The organism is Peribacillus sp. NPDC097675, assembly GCF_050277655.1.
Classification (GTDB): domain Bacteria; phylum Bacillota; class Bacilli; order Bacillales; family DSM-1321; genus Peribacillus.
On record NZ_JBNNSK010000004.1, the window covers coordinates 225,150 to 245,707 of the forward strand.

Genomic DNA, 20,558 nt, shown 5'->3' on the forward strand with positions numbered 1-20,558 from the left:
CATACCTAGTAAACAAGACAGCATAAGCCAACCTAGAGTCTATTTCAGTGAGTGAAGCAAACGGAAATAATTCAATTATTTTATAGGGGGTTTATTATGCCATTACTTATCGTAGCGTTTGGTATTATCTTGTTGCTCATTCTGATTACTGGATTCAAGTTAAATACATTCGTTTCATTGATTGTAGTATCTTTCGTCGTCTCTTTAGCACTAGGGACGCCTTTAAAGGATATCGTAACAACCATTGAAGGCGGATTAGGCGGTACACTTGGTCACATCGCTTTAATCTTTGGGCTTGGAGCCATGCTCGGTAGGTTAATTGCTGATGCAGGAGGAGCCCAGCGAATTGCCATGACCTTGATTAACAAATTTGGCGAAGATAAGATTCAATGGGCTGTTGTGGTTGCTTCTTTTATCGTCGGGATCGCCCTCTTCTTTGAAGTAGGATTGGTGTTATTAATTCCGATTGTATTCACCATGGCCAAAGAACTGAAAGTATCGATTCTGCACCTAGGTATTCCCATGGCTGCAGCCCTGTTAGCCACACATAGTTTCTTACCCCCACATCCAGGGCCAACCGTCATAGCCGGTGAATATGGTGCAGATATTGGATTGGTTTTACTTTATGGAATCATTGTTGCCATACCAACCGTCATCCTTGCAGGTCCCCTCTATACGAAGTTCGCTAAAAAAATTGTACCGGATGCATTCAAGAAAACGGGGAATATCGCTTCTTTAGGCGAACAAAAAACATTCAAGCTGGAAGAAACACCTGGTTTCGGAATAAGTGTCTTGACTGCCATGTTCCCTGTTATATTAATGGCCATCGCTACCATCCTTGATATGGTTCAAAAATCAGTAGGATTTGAAGATAATACCTTAATAGAAATCGTTCGTCTGATAGGAAACGCTTCGACGGCCATGTTATTATCTTTATTCCTTGCCTTCTATACAATGGGAATCGCAAGAAAGACTCCAATCAAAGATGTCATGGCTTCCTGTACCTCGTCCATTGCCGCAATCGGGATGATGCTTCTAATCATTGGCGGAGGCGGTGCGTTCAAGCAAGTACTCATCACAGGGGGAGTTGGAGATTACGTAGCCGAATTATTCAAAGGCAGTGCCATGTCGCCGATCATCCTTGCCTGGTTAGTTGCGGCAATCTTACGGGTTTCCCTAGGATCAGCCACAGTGGCCGCTATCTCCACTGCAGGATTAGTTATCCCGATCTTGGCACAATACGACGTGAACCTAGCCTTGGTAACACTCGCAACTGGAGCCGGCAGTGCGATCTGCTCCCATGTGAATGACGCAGGATTCTGGATGATTAAAGAATACTTTGGATTAAGCATGAAAGAAACATTCTCCACATGGACCGTATTATCCACCATCGCTTCCATATCAGGATTAGGATTCATTTTATTATTAAATACGTCCTTCACTCTCGCAGGAATCATCATTGTTATCATTATAATCGGAGCCACCTATTTCAGTATGATGGACCGATCGAAGGACAAACGAAACACAATCGGTATATAAAGAGTTAAATAGTTACTACTATAGGAAAAAAGAGAAGTGGATATTCTACTAGTGTGTAGAGGGATCCACTTCTCTTTTATTTTTTATTCCTCATCTAATAAGTAAAAGCCACTCAATTATTATTAGAATGGCTAATGAACCGGACTTTTTTGGATTATTTCATGTCATCATTAAGGCAGTCGCTTTATATACGGGCCGTTTAAAGATAGTTCGATGAGCGTCTTGGCCATATCGATTGCCGAAGATTCATAATTGGTTTTAATCCACCATCTCACACTTTCCAAGTAGGCCCCTGCAACATAAGCAACGATAAGCTCCTCATTTACATTAATTAAATATGGACGAGTTTGCGAAAAATAAATCCCGTCTCTTACATATTCTTTTAACATATCCTGAATACCGTTGATAAATAATGCATCAGGTTGATAAATTAGCAACGTCTCATATGCAATGTGATTTTTTTGAATATGCTCAAAAAGCAAAATTAAGTTCTCTGGCATATCATCTTTAGCTATGACATTAAGTGGCTTTGGATTTTGAATGGTTAAAGCTTCTTTTAATTCCATAAGCAGCTTTTCTATTAAATCCTTACGCAACTCATATATATCCTTATATAGTTTATAAAAAGTCGGTCTTGTTACCTCTGCTTTTTGGCATACTTGCTGAATGGATAATTGGTCATGTCCCTCAATTATCAATGACAAATATGCTTCATGTAATTTTTCTTTTGATCTCACCTGTCGCGGATCTAGTTTCATTATTATCACCTACTGCCTAATAGTAGCATGAAAAGCGTAAGTGTATAAATATTATTACAATGAAGTCCATCCACCATCAATGACTAATTCCGCACCAGTCATGAAACGCGATTCATCGGATGCTAAGAAAAGCACACCGTTTGCTACGTCTTCAGGTTCACCCATATAAGGTAATTGTGTATGCATTGAATAGAATGGCATACCTGCTTCCATCGTGTGAGCAGTCATTGGTGTTACGATAATACCCGGGTGTACAGAGTTTACACGAATTTTATCTTTTCCATATTCTACTGCCGCTGATTTTGATAATGCTCGTAAAGCACCTTTAGCAGCTGTATAGGGGCTTGAACCAGCCATTCCTACAATACCACCGATTGATGAGATATTAATTACAGAGCCACCGCCTGCTTTTTGCATTTCAGGAATCGCATACTTCATGCCTAGAACACATCCATTTAAGTTGATGTCCATTACCCAATTCCATTCAGACATCTCCATCGTTGCGAAGTTTTTGTTAGTAGCAACACCTGCATTGTTTACTAATACGTCAACTTTACCATATGTATCAACGGCTTTTGCAACAACAGCTTTCCATTCTTCTTCAGATGTCACATCATGCTTCATCGCCAATATATCACCACCTGCTGCTTTAATCTCTTCAGCAATCTCCATTAGCTTTTCTTCATTTACATCAGTCGCTACAACCTTTGCACCTTCTCTTGCGAATATTTTCGCTTCAGCTGCACCCATACCGTTTGCTGCACCTGTAATAATCGCTACTTTATCTTGTAATCTCATGTATCTCTCTCCCTTTAATATAATGCGTTACCGTCAACATTAACAAATTACGATTCATATGAAGCCAATTGCCTGTTGCACTTACTAAAATATTCATTCACCAAATGATTCAATAGCTGTGCCCAGTATGGTTTGCCAATCTGTAATGGAAATACGCACCACATGATACGGCAATTGCTTGACCACCACGCACCTAGAATTTCAAGATACAAAATAACCGTGCCGCTTCTGCACCTTGTCCGCATGCTTCACCTGTAAGAATTATTATGTCTTTTAGTCGCTGGTTTATGACCCCCTCTAAATAATCTTTTAATTTACAAAGTGTAAATAAGTTCGTATAATAAGATAGCAAAACAATTATTTGAATGCAATTATAATGACTTCTTCATAAAAAAATTTAATGAGGTGCTTATTAATGAATCGTTTAAAAGACAAAGTAGCCATCGTAACTGGCGCTGCATCTGGTATGGGAGAAGCAACTGTAAAGCTATTTGCTGCTCAGGGCGCAAAAGTTGTAGCTGCAGACATTAACGTCGCTGGATTAGAGCGAGTAGTTGCTGAAGTAAAAGCTACAGGCGGAGAAATCGTAGCAAAACAAGTTGATATCGGTAATGAAGAAATGATCAAAGACATGATTCAAACTGCTGTTGATACCTACGGCCGTCTAGACATTTTACACAACAATGCTGCACGCTTAGACTTCCAAAATGATGTGAATGTTCGTGATATGGACATATTCGAATGGGATGAAACAATGCGTTACAACTTAAAATCAGTGATGCTTGGTACAAAATATGCCATTCCTGTCATGCTTGAAAATGGTGGTGGCTCAATCATCAATACAACTTCCATGGGTGGGCAAGTTGGTGAAATGACAAAATCCGCTTATGCTGCTGCAAAAGCGGGGGTTATCTCTTTAACTCGCTCAACAGCTGTACAATTCGGTAAACAAGGCATCCGTTGTAATGCCATTTCACCAGGTATGGTTTTGCCAAAAGACAAAATCGACAATGCACCTGAAGGTTTAGCTGCTTTAATTGAAATATACAAAGACGTCAAGTTATTAGACCGTATCGGTGATCCGATGGATATTGCAAACTTAGCTCTATTCTTAGCAAGCGACGAGTCTTCTTTCATTACCGGTCAAACTATCAATTCTGACGGAGGTATGCTTGCACAAAATCCGACTGTAAATGCTGTGAAGAATGCTAATTTAAGTTGGTAACATCTTCAATACTTATGTAAAAAAGCTTACTCAAATTAATTTGAGTAAGCTTTTTAAATTTTTAATTTGCAGTCATCTAAAATACGCATAGTTATAATACATAGAAGTTGAAGTTATATCACTGTTAATCGTAATCCACCATGCTACATACAGCTTATTAAATCAAACCCATTTTACAAAGCTTTACGATGGCTTCTACACGATTTTGTGCCTGCATTTTTTTTATCGCTGATTTTATATACTGATTCACTGTTACATCACTTATTTGAATGGAAGAAGCTATTTCTTTCGTACTATCCCCTAATGCTACATACTGCATCACTTCAAGTTCACGTTTGCTTAAAGGACACACGTCTAAGGATTGATCTTGCATTACGAAGAGCTCCCCTGTTAAACGACCGAATAATGTAAACGCTTCCAATAAAGTGTTTGAAATTTGAAAGTTTTTATCAAACTCGTCTCCACATATATAGCCTAGTGATACGTTTCCATGAAAGATAGGAACGACGATAAATTGCTCAGACCCTTTGTTTGAAATGTATTTGCTAGGCATTACTTTTAAATAGTCGATCCCTTTTACATAAAGAGCACGACGTTCTTGCAAAGCTTGCATAATAATGGGTACGTTTCGGAGGTCCTCTGCATAATGCGTAATAAATTTATAATCATTCAATTTAATTGCAATAATACCTTCCCCTATATGGCCAATTGGAGAATAACGAAGTAAATATGCACTTTTTACGGGAAAACTCTGCAAGTATAATTCTAGTAATTTTATAAAAATTTCTTCTTGTGACCGAATGCTACGTAGCGATAATATGTTTTTTAAAAAGGTAGTAGATAATTGCAAATTCATTCCCCCTTATTGAATATAGATTACCCCAATCTAGAGGAATTTTCAATTTTCTGTATTTGTATTAAAATTTAAACATAAAGGAGGTTAATAATGCAAAATAAACAAGTAGATGCAGTCGTTGTAGGTGCAGGATTTGCTGGAATTTACATGCTTCATAAACTTCGCGAATTAAACTTAAATGCTATCGTATATGAGGCTGGTGCAGAAGTTGGAGGTGTATGGTACTGGAATTTGTATCCGGGTGCAAAATGTGATATTGATAGTATTTATTATTGTTACACCTTCTCCGAAGAGTTGTATAAAAAGTGGAATTGGACTTCTAAATACCCAATGCAGCGAGAAATATTAAACTACTTAAACTTTGTAACAGATGAGTTAGATCTAAGAAGAGATATCCAATTCAATACGCAAGTTGTAAGCGCAACATTCGATGAGCAACAGAACGTTTGGGATGTACGACTAAAAAATGGAGAAGTCGTAACGACGAAATATTTCATTTCCGCAGTTGGATGTTTATCAGCAACAAATTTACCTAAAATTGAAGGAATAAATCAGTTCAAAGGTACAGCTTATCATACCGGAAAATGGCCGAAAAACTCTGTCGACCTTACTAATAAAAGAGTAGGTATCATTGGAACAGGCTCTAGTGGTGTACAACTAATTCCTGAGGTAGCAAAAGTTGCAGCACAATTGACTGTGTTTCAACGTACAGCACAATACGTTTTACCAGCAAATAATCATGAATACACAGATCAGTTTATTGAGGAATCGAAAGACAACTACGAAGCAACCCGCAAATTATTACACCTTTCCCCATCCGGTAGCGCTATAACGGTTCGAAATATATCCGCATTTGAGGATTCACCTGAAAAACGTGAAGCTGTATTTGAAGAATCTTGGAAAACAGGTGGTTTTAATATGACGACCACATATAATGACTTAATGGTCAATGAACAAGCGAATTCATTTGTGTCAGATTTCATACGCAACAAAATTAAGACGATTGTTCAAGACACTGAAATAGCCGAATCATTATTACCAAATTACATGTATGGTGTTAAACGCTTAACTTTGGGGACGAATTATTATGAAACGTATAATCGCTCGAACGTCCGTTTAGTCAATTTACGTAAAACGCCAATTGAAAGAATTACCGCACATGGTATTCAAACGACGACCGCAGAAATACCATTAGATGTCATTATTTACGCAACAGGCTATGACGGTATGACCGGACCGTTGCTAAGAATGGATATTAAAGGACGACAAGGCATATCATTAAATGAAAAATGGGAAAATGGCGGTAGGGTTCGAACATTTCTCGGTATAGCCACAAATGATTTCCCGAATTTCTTTATGATTACAGGTCCAGAAAGCCCATCAGTTATTGTCGTGATGCCGACTGCTATCGAGCAGCATGTAGATTGGATAAGCAATTGTATCAAATATATAGAAAATCATGACATTGATGCGATTGAACCATCGAAAGCTGCTGAAGAAGCGTGGAGCAAACATAATCGTGAAGTAGCAGAAATGACACTGTATACAAAAGGTGACTCATGGTACACCGGTTCCAATATTGAAGGAAAACCGCGTAGTTTTCTTATTTATTTAGGTGGCTTTGATCATTACCGTGCGAAATGCGATGCAGTTGCTGCTGCGAATTATGCTGAATTTCAGTTGTATTCATCTATTCCAGAAAATTAAAGGAGTGTAACGACATGATACTACACGAGAAAGTAGCGATAATTACAGGTGCGGCACAAGGTATCGGTAAAGCCACAGCACTCTTATTTGTAGAGCATGGAGCAAAAGTAGTTATAGCTGATATTCAAATTGAAAAGGCAAACAAAACAGTAAATGAAATTATCGCAAACGGTGGAAAAGCGATAGCGTTAAAAGTTGATATTACATCGGCGAATGATGTTGAGCTTTTATTTCAACAAACGTTAGAAGCTTATGGAAAAGTTGATATTGTTGTTAATAATGCAGGCTTCATGGACGATTTTTCTCCTATAGGCGATATTCAAGATGATTATTGGGCTAAAATCATCGACATTAATTTAACGGGCACAATGCGGATGTGTCGCGCAGCAGTTCAATCATTTTTACCACAACAGCATGGCGTCATAATTAACTTAACCTCAGTGGCAGGCATGAGCGGTGCACGTGCAGGCGTAGCATACACTGCAGCCAAACATGGCATCATAGGTTTGACAAAAAATACGGCATTTATGTATGCAGATCAAGGGCTTCGGTGTAACGCAATAGCTCCTGGTGGAGTTAATACAGAAATGGGGACTGTGTTTAAAAAGCCAAATGAGTTAGGCCAACTTAAAGTGGGTTCAGGAGCTATGAACGCACCCAAGTTAGCAGAGCCAACCCATATTGCGAACGTCATATTGTTAGTGGCGAGTGAGCAGGCGAGCTTTATTAATGGTGCAGTCATTCCAGTAGATGCAGGTTGGTTAGCGTATTAATATTGACATTATTTCATAGGATTATATAAGCGTTATCAAAGGAGGATCACTTATGAGTAAACGTGTTCACCCGGAATTACGAGGCTTGTTAGATGCATTTCCACCATTAAATTTTGATTTTTTAGATTCAGTACGTGAGGGGATGGCGAGTTCGCCAAGACCACCAATTGCCGAAGATATAGATTTAGTAAATCAAATAATTGATGGTCCGGATGGTGACCCATTACGCGTGTGTGTTTATAAGCTGAAAAGCGAGACAAATAGATTGCCAGCATTGTTGTGGATTCATGGTGGTGGTTATGTAATGGGCGTACCAGAAGGTGATGATGGATTATGTCAGCGCTTCGTGAAAGAGGCAGGCTGTGTGGTAGTGTCTGTTGATTACCGTTTAGCGCCAGAGCATCCTTATCCAGCACCTTTGGAAGATTGCTATAGCGCCTTGAAGTGGATAGTTGACAATAGTGAAGAGTTAAATATTGATTTGAATCGCATCGGTATTGCAGGCGCGAGTGCAGGTGGTGGCTTAACCGCAGCGTTAGCGTTATTAGCAAAAGAACGCCAAGGACCGAATTTAATTTTCCAAATGCCTTTATATCCTATGATTAACGATTTAAACGATAGCTTTTCAAATAAAGAAATCACAGGTAATTACGTATGGAATTATAGCCTAAATGAATATGGGTGGTCGATGTATTTAGGTGATTTAAAAGACAGTGAAAATATTCCACATCATGCGGCACCAGCTCGAGCAACTGTCGAAGATTTAAAAGGCTTACCGTACACATACACGTGCGTAGGCCAACTCGATCCGTTCCGCGATGAGACACTGCAATATGTGACCAAATTAGCACAGGCAGGCGTCGATGTCGACTTCCACTTATATGCTGGTGCATACCATGGCTTCGAGTCATTAAATCCACAAGCTGACCTCTCGAACAAAACAATTCGAGAATATATTGATGCAGCCAAGTATGGATTGAATCGAACGATAGAAGTAGAAGTGAAATAATTGTGAAAGACTGTCCTCTTACAAAGAGCTCAGTATTTTTTAGATGATTAGTCCTATCGAAAGGAAAGGAAAAAAGCATTCAATCTGGAAGAAACACCTGGGTTCAGAATAAGTGTCTTAACTGATGATGCCTCTTAATCATTAAGGGCGGCGGTGCTTTGAAGCAGGTATTCATTTAGGACAAAAGAGAAGTGGATATTCTACTAGTGTGTAGAGGGATCCACTTCTCTTTTGTATGGTTTTTTAGAATGTTATGTAGGGATTTCTTCGTACGCCAGCTTCATGATGACATCTCTATGTTGAGGATATTTTGACAATAGCTCTTCTTGGGTGAACAACTCAAAGTCCTGAAACTCAAAACCAGGCGAAACCATGCACCCAACTAATGAGAACGTATCTTCATCTCTGACGGAAGAACCGAAGATGGAGTTTTTGGGCACCAATACTTGTGGAATTTCCCCTGCGTCCAGGTCAATCCCCAGTTTACTTTCTTTATAGTCCCCATTTTCATCAATCACAGAGATGGTTAAAGGGCTTCCCGCATGGTAATACCATAATTCATCGGATTTCAGGCGATGTAGGTGGGAGATGTCATTCGAACCCAATAGAAAGAAGATACTTGTATAAAGCTTTCTCTTTCCTTCAAAATTCACTGATAACTCCTGATCTGAAGTCCGCTCCTCGGATTCAAATGTCCGTTTATAAAACCCACCCTCAGGATGTGGTTCCATTCCGAGTTTCGTCACATAATAGTTCGCATCATTCATAGCAAATACCTCCAAGGCAAAAAGTCCACTCCGCCGTAAGACGGCGTCGTTCATTTGATACTACCATACCCTTCCTACATTTCAATCTAGTAGGTAAGCTTATCCAACCCTTCTTCCTCGATAATTTGGTCTACCGAAATGCCACGGGGCATATCGGGTGGATAACTCCCCTCCCCAAACGCTTCACCACATTGTGTCTGGGTGACAAAAAAGTAGGAACTGGAGTATTCGTATTCTCCGTTCCCCAAACCTTCCGTGCCTCCATAATTGATGCAACGATTGTCAATCTTTTCTTTATTTCCTTCTGCATCTACATAATAATATTGATCATTGATGATGCCTTCACTTACAGGAAGGGGGGTGAGTGTGTAGCCTTTATCATTGAATCGGTACACATCAAAGCCATCACTTTTCTCAGGTGGCGGCGCATCTTCGATATTGTGCACCACCCTCACTTCCCCCTCATACCCTTTTGGAATAAGATACGATTGATTCGTATACTCTTCAAACATCCTATCCGGAAATAGCACTAACCCGAATCCAGCCAACGAGAAGAAGAGGACGGTGGATAGCCCGTTCATGAACATCATCTTGTTCGCAGGCTTTTGCCCCCTGCCGTTTCCTCGTGCTCTCTGCCATTCCTCTGAAAGAAAGAAAAGCAAAGAGCAGACGACGGCTAAGACTCCGAACTTACCTAAAACGATGAAGGTTAGAAACCCAAACACCGAATAGATCAACGAAGCCAAAACAAAACGATACGGGCCTGCCTTTTTCGTGACAACATCCGATAAAAACGAAACTGGGACTCCGTATACGGCACACCCGATGAATGCATAGATCAACACGATTACAAACATCCAGCGCTCCAGAAGAAGAAAGAACCCGCTAAGGATAACGCTGGCAACTAGGACAGATTTAATTTTTCTACTGAGTATGTGCTGCATGGCATTTCTCCTTTAGAAACAACTAAATTAATCGATCAGACCGTTTAGCTGACTATTTTCTTCGTTTAGATAATACCAAATTATACCAACAACAATGAATATAATAAAGAATAAGATAGGTAACTGAAAGAAGCTCCAATATGAAGGCCCATAGTATTTTAACTGGTGATGCCTCTCAATGGTGCTTTCATACGAATCTTTGTATTCGTATTGAACAACCCATTTATCATTTGCCATAACAACATTTCCTAAATCATAATCACTTGGAGTAATTTGTTCTTTTCTATCAATGAATCCATCACTTCCAATGACAAGCATTGCCTTCTGATAGTCAACTGGATAAATGGTAGTAGGTTCCTGTTCTACAGATTTATTCTCTTCTACCCAATCTTCTATTTCTCCTGCAGGAAAAATAGACAAGTAACTGAGTTTATCTTGGTACTTATCAAAGATATGAAGAAGTTGTTCTTTCTCTTGTTTTGAAACACTATTCGAGGAACCAAGAATATGGAAAACATCAGTCGTAATCCCCTCTTTTTCTTTATCTACTACATCATACTTCCTTAATTCTTGTTTATATTCTTTCATCTCTGCAATTGAATTAGTCAGAAAGAAAATTCCTAACACCAATGAGATAAGTGCTAATGATTGTACATAAAAAGTGAGTTTTTTCTGGCTTTTAAAAATTTCCGATAGTTGTTTAAATGGTTTCTTCGCTTTCATTCTTTCTTTTGTATTCAGCTCATCGGGAAAATCAACTTCAGATTTCATATGATTGAGTATATTTCTGCATGAATCACACGAGCCTAGATGTTCCCCCACAAACTGCTTGCTCTCTTTACTGCATATATCATCTATATAAGAAGGCAATAAATCTCTTACGATAGCGCACTTATCATTCATAGCCTAACTTGCTCCTCTCCTTTAATTTCAATTTAGCTCTATAAAACGTAACCCTAGCCCAGTTCTCATTCTTCATTTGAATTTCACCGATTTCTTTAAAACTAAGATCACCTAATATTCTAAGAAGTAAGACCTCTTTATAAGGTTCTTCAAGTAGGTGGATGATTCGATATAGTGCAATTTTATCCTCCGAATGAATAAATTCAGTTTCAGGTGAAGTATGTAAAATATGGTCTTGAACAGCATCTCTCTGTTCCTTTTTATTCTTTTCCAGATACTTATAATAGGTGTGCTTTGCTATCTGGCATAACCAAACTGACATTTTACATTCGCCATTATATCTATCAATCGATTTTACAGCTTGATAGAATGTTTCTTGTGTTAACTCTTCTGATAAATCAACATTACGACAAAGACACATGAGATATTTAAAGACGTCTTGTTCATACCTATCATAAATTTCATGGAGATCCCCCAAGGCATATCCCCCTTTCACTCTATATATCCGAAATTCACTGTATTCGTTACAAAGAATAATAAAAAAATGTAACTCCCTACAGATATCAAAAAAACAGCTGCCAACTTTGTCGACAGCCTTAGATCACTCTTTTATCTCCATTGTCTTAGAATGGTGGATTAAAAAACCTCTTCTTCCCCATTTTCTCAGGTATAATTCGAAATTATCTTTTCTATGGCTTTTCCGTCTCTATTTGAATGATGACATTAGACCTTTTTCATAAAACTAAAACCAATTCTAATTTCCCTTAATCCACGATGCGAAGAAATTCCAATCTCGAATCGTTCCATCATTATGTAAAATTTCTAGATATACACCATCGCCTTTTCCAACCTGCCATATGGCTTGGGCTGAATTAGGCTTGTCCGATATCCCCATTATTTTCATATAGTGAAAGAATTGCTCTTTTCCAATACAGTGGTTTTCCGTCACATACGCCACTAAATACATATCAATACAGTTTGCCCCGAATTGTGTAGGTTCCCCTTTTAGAATATGATCTCTTATCAGTTTGATTCGTTCATTACCTTCTATAGAAAGTAAATCGTTCTTAATGTCTTCAAGCTGATACGCCTTAAAACACCTTTTCTCCCACTGTTTTAATTTGGATACATCACCATTCGCTTCAGTTAGTTTAGTTAGCATATTCTTCAAATTACAAACCGTCGGAATTACCTTTTCTTGCAAACTTCTTCCTCTTAATGTGCTGGGCAAATTAATTGTTTCGAAACGATTAGTTACCACACACATTCCCTCCCTTTTCTCTCAAGTTATTTTTTACTTAAATTACTTTTAATGTAAGTATAACGATAGTGACACATTTATTCGATACAATAAATTCCAAATAAAAAAATCCACTTTACGAATAGTAAAATGGATTTGCATCTTATTAAAGCATTCTAAGCACTTCCCTAAATACCTTCGATGGCTGGTGAATCAATAACTCTGTACTTAGTACCTGTATCTCGCTATTCTTACTTATCGATAAGGTTTGTTCTTCTTGGTTCAACCGAATATCGATATCTTTAAATGAAAATGTTCCAATCTTAGAGGCGTAATCGACGACCTGATTATCCAGGCTGATTTGAATCTGATCCGATATCCTTCTAAGCATCCTCCAAAGAGTTGTTTCCTGTTTGTTCTTCATGTATAACTCTGGCAACTCTTTCGCTTCGTTTAGTTGAGTTAGTGTGGTTGTCATATAGGTGGCGATTCCGTATTTAACCGGACGGATTACCTGCTTCGTATTCTTCCAGACTTCCACATAGAACTTCACGAAATGTTCATCCGTTGATAACCTCTTGATTTCACCATACTCTGTAATGCCGTTCTCTCCAAGATCCGAAGTCTTATAAAGGGCTACATATTTCGCTTCCTGCCAGCCTTTTCTCAAACTAGCAACCGGGATTTGATAGTATCCTTGTTGGATGAAATCTCGATAATCCCCCTCAGACGAAACCGTTCCGACAAGTACTTTTTCCTCTAAAGTGGATGTCCATTCCTCTTTCGTTCCCCTAGGTAAGATCCCTTCCGCTTGGATTTCCTCAGGACTTTTTTCAATGAGGTGTTCGATGAATTGTTCGACCATATCCGTGGCCTGTGGCAAAAATGGCAGGCCGCCAATATTGACCGAATCGATACTGTTATAAAAGTGGTGCTCTTTATAGCTTTGTTCATCAGACCAGGGAAACAACACATAAGCCCCGAATGCCGTCCGCTCGTATGGACCGTCATTCATCGAAACAATAGAATCCCGGTACCGATGCATCGTATTGATATCCTCTTCCATGGGTCCAGGTGTTTGATAACGACTTTGATAATAGCTGTCCGGCTGGGCATAATCAATTCGATATTTGGCATCGAATACATAGTTATAGCTGTGGTTCTTGCCTTTTTTCGCAATCGTCAGCATCGTATCAGGCTTTTGCGATACGGTCGGCAATTTCCCGACATACTTTTGATACGTGAGTTCGATCCTTTCCTTTGTCACTGGGTGCTGGAAGACTCGTCTTGCCGTACGATTGGCTTCCAAGTTTACGAAGAGCCCCTCTCTGTTCACACTGACAATATCTTGACTCACCAGCGTATACTTCCTGTTCAGAATCTGACCAAGCTTCAAAAAGGTCCAGTATTCATATAGGGTAGCCACGTCCTTCACTGACATTTGATAAAGTTTTCCTTGCAGCATAAGGCCTTTGGAAACCGTTAAGAAAATTTGAAACGCATCTCGATAACCCGGTGCCATCTGCAACACCAAACTCAGCACCGAACGATCAAGCCTACCGATCCTCTGCCAAAATACATTCTTCTTTATCGTTTCAAGCTTTTGTTTCATTTCACTCAAACGCAACAAAAGTTCCGGATCTGGTTTTTCCTTAAATCGTTTATTCTGGTTCGTCAAAGCCTCCAACAAATCATCGAATTTATGTATCAACCGTTCCATCATCCATTTGACATAGCGATTTTCATTCGTATCGTACCGCAGCTCTTTTTTGGGCTTGATCCCAACTCGTGGCATCATCGTCTTCCCATGAATGAGAACCCCTTTTTCCACTTCCACGAACGACTGACTTCGCTTTTGCAGATACTTCCGGGTATAGGAATCAGCCTTGCTCATTTGATCACCGCGTACTTTCACATACGTCGTTTCCAACTTGTGATGTGGTTGGCGCTCAATACGATTGACTGCCCGGACGAACTGGTTGAAGTGCTTAGTTATCAATCGGTAAAATTCCGCAAGGCTTGGCTTTCCATCCAACTTAATGCTCGCCCCTAAGTAGGTTTTTCGGATAAAGTGAAAAGCCAAGTTATAGATCTCATCATTCACTTCATCCAGCAACTGCCGGTAATCCTTCTGATAATCCAACTTGACCGGGAAAATCTCAAGTGTCACTTCCACTAGCACGCGATCTTTGGAGCGAACTTCGAAAGTCGTATACCCGACCTCATTCTGAAACTGAAGATTCCCCATCAACATCGGAATTTCCGCTAGGTCCACTCTTGATACCGCTTGGCGAAGGATGGGATGCTCATGATAGAATTCCATTTCTTGATTCCGTTTCGAAACCACAATCACTTGATACGTCCCATTCTCGAAGAAGATTGGGCGGACGTCCTGGGAGTCGGTTAACTCTCCTGACTCAATATCATAGACTTCCACATTTTGTATGCCTTCACCCTGTACGGAAAATTGCATCACATCATGATAATCCATCTTGCGGTACTGCTTTAATCCTTCATACCGGTGATGGAACGGCTTTCCCTTGATTGCAAGAGAAAGGCTATCAGTCTCTATTTTGACCAGCGTGACATCATCAGGAGATCCAGAAGGAAGTGAAGCCATCTTCTTCTAACCTCCCTAACATCTCGACTACCTTAGCCGCACTCTTTGGATACTTCAGCTTACCACTTTCATTCCAAGCTGGATCGTCGCTATATTCTTTGTTGGTAAATAACTGATATAACCCTTTAAGTAGCCTATCCACCCGACTGTCACTTCCGGAAATGCGCGGCAGAATCTTTTGTAATATGCAATGATCGAACGCTGTATTGAAATCCATCAATTCACTTTCTTCATTATAGGCAAGATAGAAGCAAATCTCATCGCGAACCCGATACCCGATATGGGCATTTGTTAGCTGCAACGATTTATTGATTTCTTCCAATTCATTCGTGACCTTTTGAACCAATTCTTGATTTCCGAGATAGAGATCCTTCAGGTGCAAATACTTCGACCTGAACATATGGTCCTGAACCAGCTTTGGCTCAACTTCTTCCTGTTCTTCCAAAAAGGAAAGATTCGATAACTCGACTCTGTTAAATTCAATCGTATTCGCCCGGTCAAGCACCTTTTTACTAAAAGGATGAGTCGTTTCATCCATATTGACCGTCCCGATGACATACATATTCACAGGCAGCCTGATATCCCGCTTCGCCATTTCCGCAGATAAAAGAGTGGACGTAACCATCTTTCCGTCCTCCCACTTCCGGCTCTCCATCACACTCAGCACATCACTGAAGTAATGCTCCACCCGTGCCAGGTTCATCTCATCCAGCAACACAAAATAAGGATCATCCGGATTCTGCTCTGCCTTTTCAATCACCCTCGTAAACGGACCCTGCTTGAAATCGCCCTTAATATCCACATACCCAAGCAAATCTGACCCATCATTCCAATCCGGACGAATCGGAATTAACGTAAACTGCCCATTCTCTTCCGTCGCCCCCACACTCTCCGCAAACCACTGCACAATCTTCGTCTTCCCCGTACCGGAAATACCCGAAAGGATTACGAATGGCTTTGTTTTTAGAGAGAGAAACAGATTCGTGACTTCTTCTCTCGTGTAGAAGAAACCTTTGGCAGTTATGTAGGAATGGATATGGGTGATGAGGTCTTTGTTCGATAAAAATGTATAGGAATTCTCCCTTATTTCACTGGGGGTTTCATTTTGAATAGGAACCTCATTTTTTTCTTCCTTTTCATCTAATTTAATAGTTTTTACAGCCACCTTTTTATAAATCCATTCTAGTTCACTCATTACAAGACCCATAACCTCGGTCATTTCTTCTTCTTTTATAACAGTTTCTTTCTTGAATACCTTGCCTACACGAATCCAATTTTTATTATCACTATTCAATACTTCCAATAGATTCTCTTTTACGCTTTTATCATGTATGAATTCAGCTAACGTATGATAGTTTAAATATTGCTCATCTTCGTCTTTATTAGTCCATACTTTATATTCAGTTGCATCAATGGATTTCTCTTTAATCCATTCCTCAATCAAAAAAATCCATTCATTATGTATTTTTCTCATGCCATGCAAATTTTTATCTTTATAAGCATGCCACTCTAAATAAACCCTTAAGTTATCCTTACTAATCATGGCAGCAATGCACGAACGGCTTTCCAATAACCGACTATCCTTTACCCTCGACCAAAATCTTTTGGATAGGTTCCCGCTATTTTGCCACATTTCCGTACTGTCAACTGATAGTCCTTCACATTTTGAATCCTTCACAGAAACACTAACAATCTCTTTCCATTCATTCCAAGCAGACGAATAATCACCTTTGACCTTCTTGGAATCTTCCCCGCCTACTCTATAAATAAAATCCTCTCTTTCAAAAACTTCAAATGATTTATTATCAATTCTCATGATTTTCCCTTCCCTGTATCTTGTAATTTCAATTTTCGCCACTGAAATAAAAAACAATCTATCATACATAACTATTATATATACAATGAAGTATTGCAATGTGAGATTCATTTCATTCAGGATATTTCCCCTTAACTTCTCACTTAATAAAAAATCAGTTTGAAAACTCGAGAGATTGGTACTAATAAAGTAAGGGGCTAAACTTCACTTCATTGCTGAAAGGGGAATCTTCAATTGAACAATCATGCACGAGTACCAGAGACGAAAGAAACCCGGAGTAAGATTATGTCATCCATTAAGGCTGTTTCGAAACTGGAAACCTTCGTTTCACACGAACTATGGCATAGGGGTTACCGATTCAGGAGAAATGTTAGGGGAATGAAGGGGACACCTGACCTTGCCATTAAGAAATATAAAGTCGTCATTTTCATCGATTCATGTTTTTGGCACTTCTGCCCGATTCACGGGAAGATGCCGAAGAGCAATGTGGACTTCTGGGTGAAGAAATTGGAGAGGAACCAGGAACGTGATGACGAAACCACCCAATATTATATTGAAAGAGATTGGAATATCCTCAGGATTTGGGAGCATGAGGTACGCAAGGACTTCGATAATACGATAGAGAAAATCACCCGTTTCATTGATAGAGCAAGACAGGATTCGGCTCATGCATGAGAAAAGCCCCTGACCTATGGTCAGGAGCTTTTTGTTTAGAATAGACTAAGTTGCTGAGGGTTCACTTTAATAGCTTCCGCATCTTCTTTATCGATTTCCATTATTCTTTTGGCCATTCTTTCAATCAAGCCGACCACCAAGGCATTTCCCATGCAGAAATACCTCATCCTCTCGGACATTCCTTCCGTCCAATGATCGGGGAATCCATTCAAACGTTCACATTCCAATGGAGTCAAAATACGAAGTCTTTTCGTTTCCGGATCCTCTACGACATGGCTGCTCCTGTTAGAAGATCCTTCACTTGTCAACATCGTGCGTCCCGGTCTATCCAACGGATCCGGGAAAGCCATTCCGCCCTCCGAGAAGATATACTTATGGCCATTGGCTGCGGTACGCTCTATTTTTTTGGGACCTTTAAGATAACGGAACTTTTCAATTGCTTCCGTACTCAGGTAATACTTTTCGTCGACGCCGGATTCCAAGATATCACCAAGCATCCGCGGCCGCTCTTCCATAGGAAGCAGTTCTTCCGTATAGACAGCCCCGTTCCTCATGATTCCCGCATTCAAGTAGGACATCGTGAACTGATCGGATATTTCCACTATCCCATCTTCCATTGCAAAAGAATGTGGAGCATGTCTGGTCGATATTTCCCACTTGACTGGAAATGCACTGGCGAAGAAACCTCGTTCATGCAACATGGATGCATCATCTTCTTTAGCTCTACTTATCATATAAGGTGTATCATTCCTGATGGCAAAGATGAAAACACGACGCCTTCTCTGGGCTTGTCCATACTCGGCTGCATTAACTACACGCCATTCTACAGAATAATTCAGATCCCTGAAACTAGCCAACATGATGGAAAAGTCCCTACCCCGCTGTTTAGATGGGGATTTCAATAACCTGTCCACATTTTCCAGCAAGATATATTTAGGCCTGATTGCTTCAGCCAGCCTCATGATTTCCCAGAACAGGACCCCTTTTTTCCCTTGAATCCCCTTTTCTCCGGAAAGGCCACGGGCTACCGAATAATCCTGACAAGGAAACCCTCCAACAATCAATTCAATACCTTTATTCACAAACATCTTTTCATCCACTGTGGAAATATCCTCGTTGGAATGTATTCCCGTATTGAACTGTCTTGCATAACAGTCAAAAGCATGTTGTGTTTTTTTCGAAGGTTCCCACTGGTTACCCCAAACCACATCAAATCCTTTTGCAGCCTCAAGGCCAAGGCGGAATCCGCCGACCCCTGCAAACAATTCAATTGCATTTATCATGACCGAACATCCTTTCGGCTTTTATACCTATTATAATGATAATCCCTAAAATGATCAAGGACTATCAATGAAAATTCTCAGGATTTTTCCTAAAACCTGTTTCAGTAATTTTTATACCAGAATTTTGAATATAGCAGTATAATATTATATATTCTAACCTTATCATTTTAAAGTGTTTCGAAGCAATTGTAAAAGATATTAAAGCTCCATTTTAACAGAACATCATGGAAAGGGGCCAGTTAAATTATGGAATACAAAACCACAGAGGAATTGATGTCCAAAGCACAGGAAGCTGTCGGAAAAACATTCGGGGAAATAGATATGAAAGGCCGGCTTGCAAACACCAAAGCCAAGGGAGGGCTCGGCCAGGTAATTGAAGAAAGTTTCTTTGGCTATAAAGTGAATTCCGATGCAAGACCCGACTTTGAGGAATTGGGCATCGAACTGAAAGTCACCCCCTTCAAGCATAATAAAAACAAGACCATTTCCGCAAAGGAACGATTGGTTTTAAATATCATCAACTACATGGATGAAGTAAAAACCACTTTCCAGACGTCTAGTTTTTGGAAGAAGAATAAGAACCTTTTACTGATGTTCTATGAATGGCTACCGAACTATGACCCTAAAGACTTCTACATATATAAGAGCGTACTGTTCACGTACCCCGCTGCAGATTTGGAAATCATTAAGCAGGACTGGGAAACAATTGTGGGGAAAGTACGAATTGGAAAGGCTCACGAGCTTTCAGAAGGGGATACAAACTATTTAGGCGCCTGTACTAAAGGGGCCACTAAGAACTCCCTACGTGCACAGCCACATTCGGATGTTTTGGCTATGCAAAGGGCCTTTTCCCTTAAACAATCCTATATGACAGCCTTACTTCGTAAATTTGTTGGAAATGAGGAGCTTGTATCTTTCGCAAAACAAAGCGACTTACAAGAAAATTCACTGGAAGGATTGCTACAAGACAAGTTTGCTCCATATATAGGTTTGAATACCAAAGAAATAGCCTCAAAGTTGAATGTTCCATATAATACAAACTTCAAATCCGTCGTACCTTCCTTAGTAAGCGCCCTATTAGGTATTAAAGGAACCCGCTTGGATAAAATTGAAGAGTTTGCAAAAGCAAATATCCAATTCAAGACAATTCGACTAGAACCAAATGGAAAACCTGAACAAAGCATGTCATTCAAAAATATCGACTTTCAACAATGGACGAGTGAAAGATGGGAAGAAAGCTACATTCGCGAAAAATTTATGACTACGAAGTTTCTTTTTGTCATCTTCGAATTCACCGAGACAAAGAAACAAAATCCAAACCGGGAATTGCAATTAAAGGGAATCAAACTATGGAATATGCCCTTACCGACAATCGATCACGAAATCAAGCAGGTTTGGGAAGAAGTAAATAGACTTATAAATCAGGGATTGCATATCGAATTTAAAAAACGTGGTAATAAAATGGTAGAGACGAATAATTTACCTAAAAGTAGATTTAATGGAGTGGCCCATATACGCCCAAAAGGCAAGGATGGCAGTGACAAAGTTGTTTTACCTAATGGGCAGACCATAACAAAACAATGCTTTTGGTTAAATAGTGGGTATATATCCCAAATAGTTAATTAAATAGGAAGAAGAAGGTTCC

18 protein-coding genes are annotated in these 20,558 nt (G+C 39.6%); 7 read left to right on the forward strand and 11 right to left on the reverse strand.

The genetic code is table 11. The annotated features are described in order from the left end of the window. Positions 1-96: 96 nt before the first annotated feature. Complete coding sequence (locus ACQKL5_RS08500) at positions 97-1,539, forward strand: GntP family permease (protein WP_427607940.1); 1,443 nt, start codon at positions 97-99, stop codon at positions 1,537-1,539. A gap of 170 nt (positions 1,540-1,709) precedes the next feature. Here the strand turns inward: ACQKL5_RS08500 and ACQKL5_RS08505 are convergent, their stop codons facing one another. Together ACQKL5_RS08505 and ACQKL5_RS08510 are read right to left on the reverse strand one after the other, a co-directional pair. Continuing rightward, positions 1,710-2,297, reverse strand: a complete 588-nt coding sequence (locus ACQKL5_RS08505) for a TetR/AcrR family transcriptional regulator (RefSeq protein WP_427607942.1) — start codon at positions 2,295-2,297, stop codon at positions 1,710-1,712. Between the two features lie 54 nt (positions 2,298-2,351). After that, entirely contained in the window at positions 2,352-3,095 is a 744-nt protein-coding gene (locus tag ACQKL5_RS08510) for an SDR family NAD(P)-dependent oxidoreductase (protein ID WP_427607944.1), read from the reverse strand. A gap of 415 nt (positions 3,096-3,510) precedes the next feature. Between ACQKL5_RS08510 and ACQKL5_RS08515 the strand changes: the two genes are divergently transcribed. Next, on the forward strand, positions 3,511-4,320 hold the full coding sequence (locus ACQKL5_RS08515; protein ID WP_427607945.1) for an SDR family NAD(P)-dependent oxidoreductase: 810 nt from the start codon (positions 3,511-3,513) through the stop codon (positions 4,318-4,320). 157 nt (positions 4,321-4,477) lie between these two features. Here the strand turns inward: ACQKL5_RS08515 and ACQKL5_RS08520 are convergent, their stop codons facing one another. Further along, entirely contained in the window at positions 4,478-5,170 is a 693-nt protein-coding gene (locus ACQKL5_RS08520; protein ID WP_427607947.1) for a LuxR C-terminal-related transcriptional regulator, read from the reverse strand. A gap of 96 nt (positions 5,171-5,266) precedes the next feature. Here ACQKL5_RS08520 and ACQKL5_RS08525 point away from each other — a divergent pair, with 96 nt between their 5' ends. From ACQKL5_RS08525 to ACQKL5_RS08535, 3 genes are read left to right on the forward strand one after another with little or no spacing between them, the layout of a single operon-like run. Beyond that, positions 5,267-6,883 carry a flavin-containing monooxygenase gene (locus ACQKL5_RS08525; protein ID WP_427607949.1) on the forward strand — a complete coding sequence of 539 codons (1,617 nt, stop codon included), beginning with the start codon at positions 5,267-5,269 and terminating at the stop codon, positions 6,881-6,883. Positions 6,884-6,897: 14 nt separating this feature from the next. Continuing rightward, positions 6,898-7,656, forward strand: coding sequence for an SDR family oxidoreductase (locus ACQKL5_RS08530; RefSeq protein WP_427607950.1), 759 nt, complete (start codon positions 6,898-6,900; stop codon positions 7,654-7,656). Between the two features lie 52 nt (positions 7,657-7,708). Then, the gene (locus tag ACQKL5_RS08535; protein WP_427607952.1) at positions 7,709-8,665 is read left to right on the forward strand and encodes an alpha/beta hydrolase; all 957 of its coding nucleotides are present in this window, start codon (positions 7,709-7,711) and stop codon (positions 8,663-8,665) included. Between the two features lie 251 nt (positions 8,666-8,916). On the opposite strand, the gene ACQKL5_RS08540 is transcribed toward ACQKL5_RS08535, so the two are convergent. The 7 genes from ACQKL5_RS08540 to ACQKL5_RS08570 form a co-directional block, all read right to left on the reverse strand. After that, a complete protein-coding gene (locus tag ACQKL5_RS08540; RefSeq protein ID WP_427607953.1) occupies positions 8,917-9,432 on the reverse strand; it encodes a cupin domain-containing protein in 516 nt (171 codons plus the stop codon). Positions 9,433-9,518: 86 nt separating this feature from the next. Continuing rightward, complete coding sequence (locus ACQKL5_RS08545; protein ID WP_427607954.1) at positions 9,519-10,376, reverse strand: DUF6843 domain-containing protein; 858 nt, start codon at positions 10,374-10,376, stop codon at positions 9,519-9,521. 27 nt (positions 10,377-10,403) lie between these two features. After that, positions 10,404-11,279 carry a zf-HC2 domain-containing protein gene (locus ACQKL5_RS08550; RefSeq protein ID WP_427607955.1) on the reverse strand — a complete coding sequence of 292 codons (876 nt, stop codon included), beginning with the start codon at positions 11,277-11,279 and terminating at the stop codon, positions 10,404-10,406. Beyond that, positions 11,272-11,757 carry an RNA polymerase sigma factor gene (locus tag ACQKL5_RS08555; RefSeq protein ID WP_427607957.1) on the reverse strand — a complete coding sequence of 162 codons (486 nt, stop codon included), beginning with the start codon at positions 11,755-11,757 and terminating at the stop codon, positions 11,272-11,274. Before ACQKL5_RS08555 ends, ACQKL5_RS08550 begins: the two co-directional genes overlap by 8 nt. A gap of 276 nt (positions 11,758-12,033) precedes the next feature. Further along, positions 12,034-12,540, reverse strand: coding sequence for a hypothetical protein (locus tag ACQKL5_RS08560; protein ID WP_427607959.1), 507 nt, complete (start codon positions 12,538-12,540; stop codon positions 12,034-12,036). 145 nt (positions 12,541-12,685) lie between these two features. Beyond that, positions 12,686-15,139 carry a DUF2357 domain-containing protein gene (locus ACQKL5_RS08565; RefSeq protein ID WP_427607961.1) on the reverse strand — a complete coding sequence of 818 codons (2,454 nt, stop codon included), beginning with the start codon at positions 15,137-15,139 and terminating at the stop codon, positions 12,686-12,688. Then, the gene (locus ACQKL5_RS08570) at positions 15,111-16,955 is read right to left on the reverse strand and encodes an HI_0552 family protein (protein WP_427607963.1); all 1,845 of its coding nucleotides are present in this window, start codon (positions 16,953-16,955) and stop codon (positions 15,111-15,113) included. The genes ACQKL5_RS08565 and ACQKL5_RS08570 overlap by 29 nt, the downstream gene beginning before the upstream one ends. 234 nt (positions 16,956-17,189) lie before the next feature. On the opposite strand from ACQKL5_RS08570, the gene ACQKL5_RS08575 reads away from it, so the two are divergent. Further along, the gene (locus ACQKL5_RS08575) at positions 17,190-17,630 is read left to right on the forward strand and encodes a very short patch repair endonuclease (RefSeq protein ID WP_427607964.1); all 441 of its coding nucleotides are present in this window, start codon (positions 17,190-17,192) and stop codon (positions 17,628-17,630) included. A gap of 35 nt (positions 17,631-17,665) precedes the next feature. On the opposite strand, the gene dcm is transcribed toward ACQKL5_RS08575, so the two are convergent. Beyond that, positions 17,666-18,913, reverse strand: a complete 1,248-nt coding sequence (gene dcm / locus ACQKL5_RS08580; RefSeq protein ID WP_427607965.1) for a DNA (cytosine-5-)-methyltransferase — start codon at positions 18,911-18,913, stop codon at positions 17,666-17,668. A gap of 246 nt (positions 18,914-19,159) precedes the next feature. Between dcm and ACQKL5_RS08585 the strand changes: the two genes are divergently transcribed. Then, on the forward strand, positions 19,160-20,539 hold the full coding sequence (locus ACQKL5_RS08585) for a Sau3AI family type II restriction endonuclease (RefSeq protein ID WP_427607966.1): 1,380 nt from the start codon (positions 19,160-19,162) through the stop codon (positions 20,537-20,539). Positions 20,540-20,558: the final 19 nt, after the last annotated feature.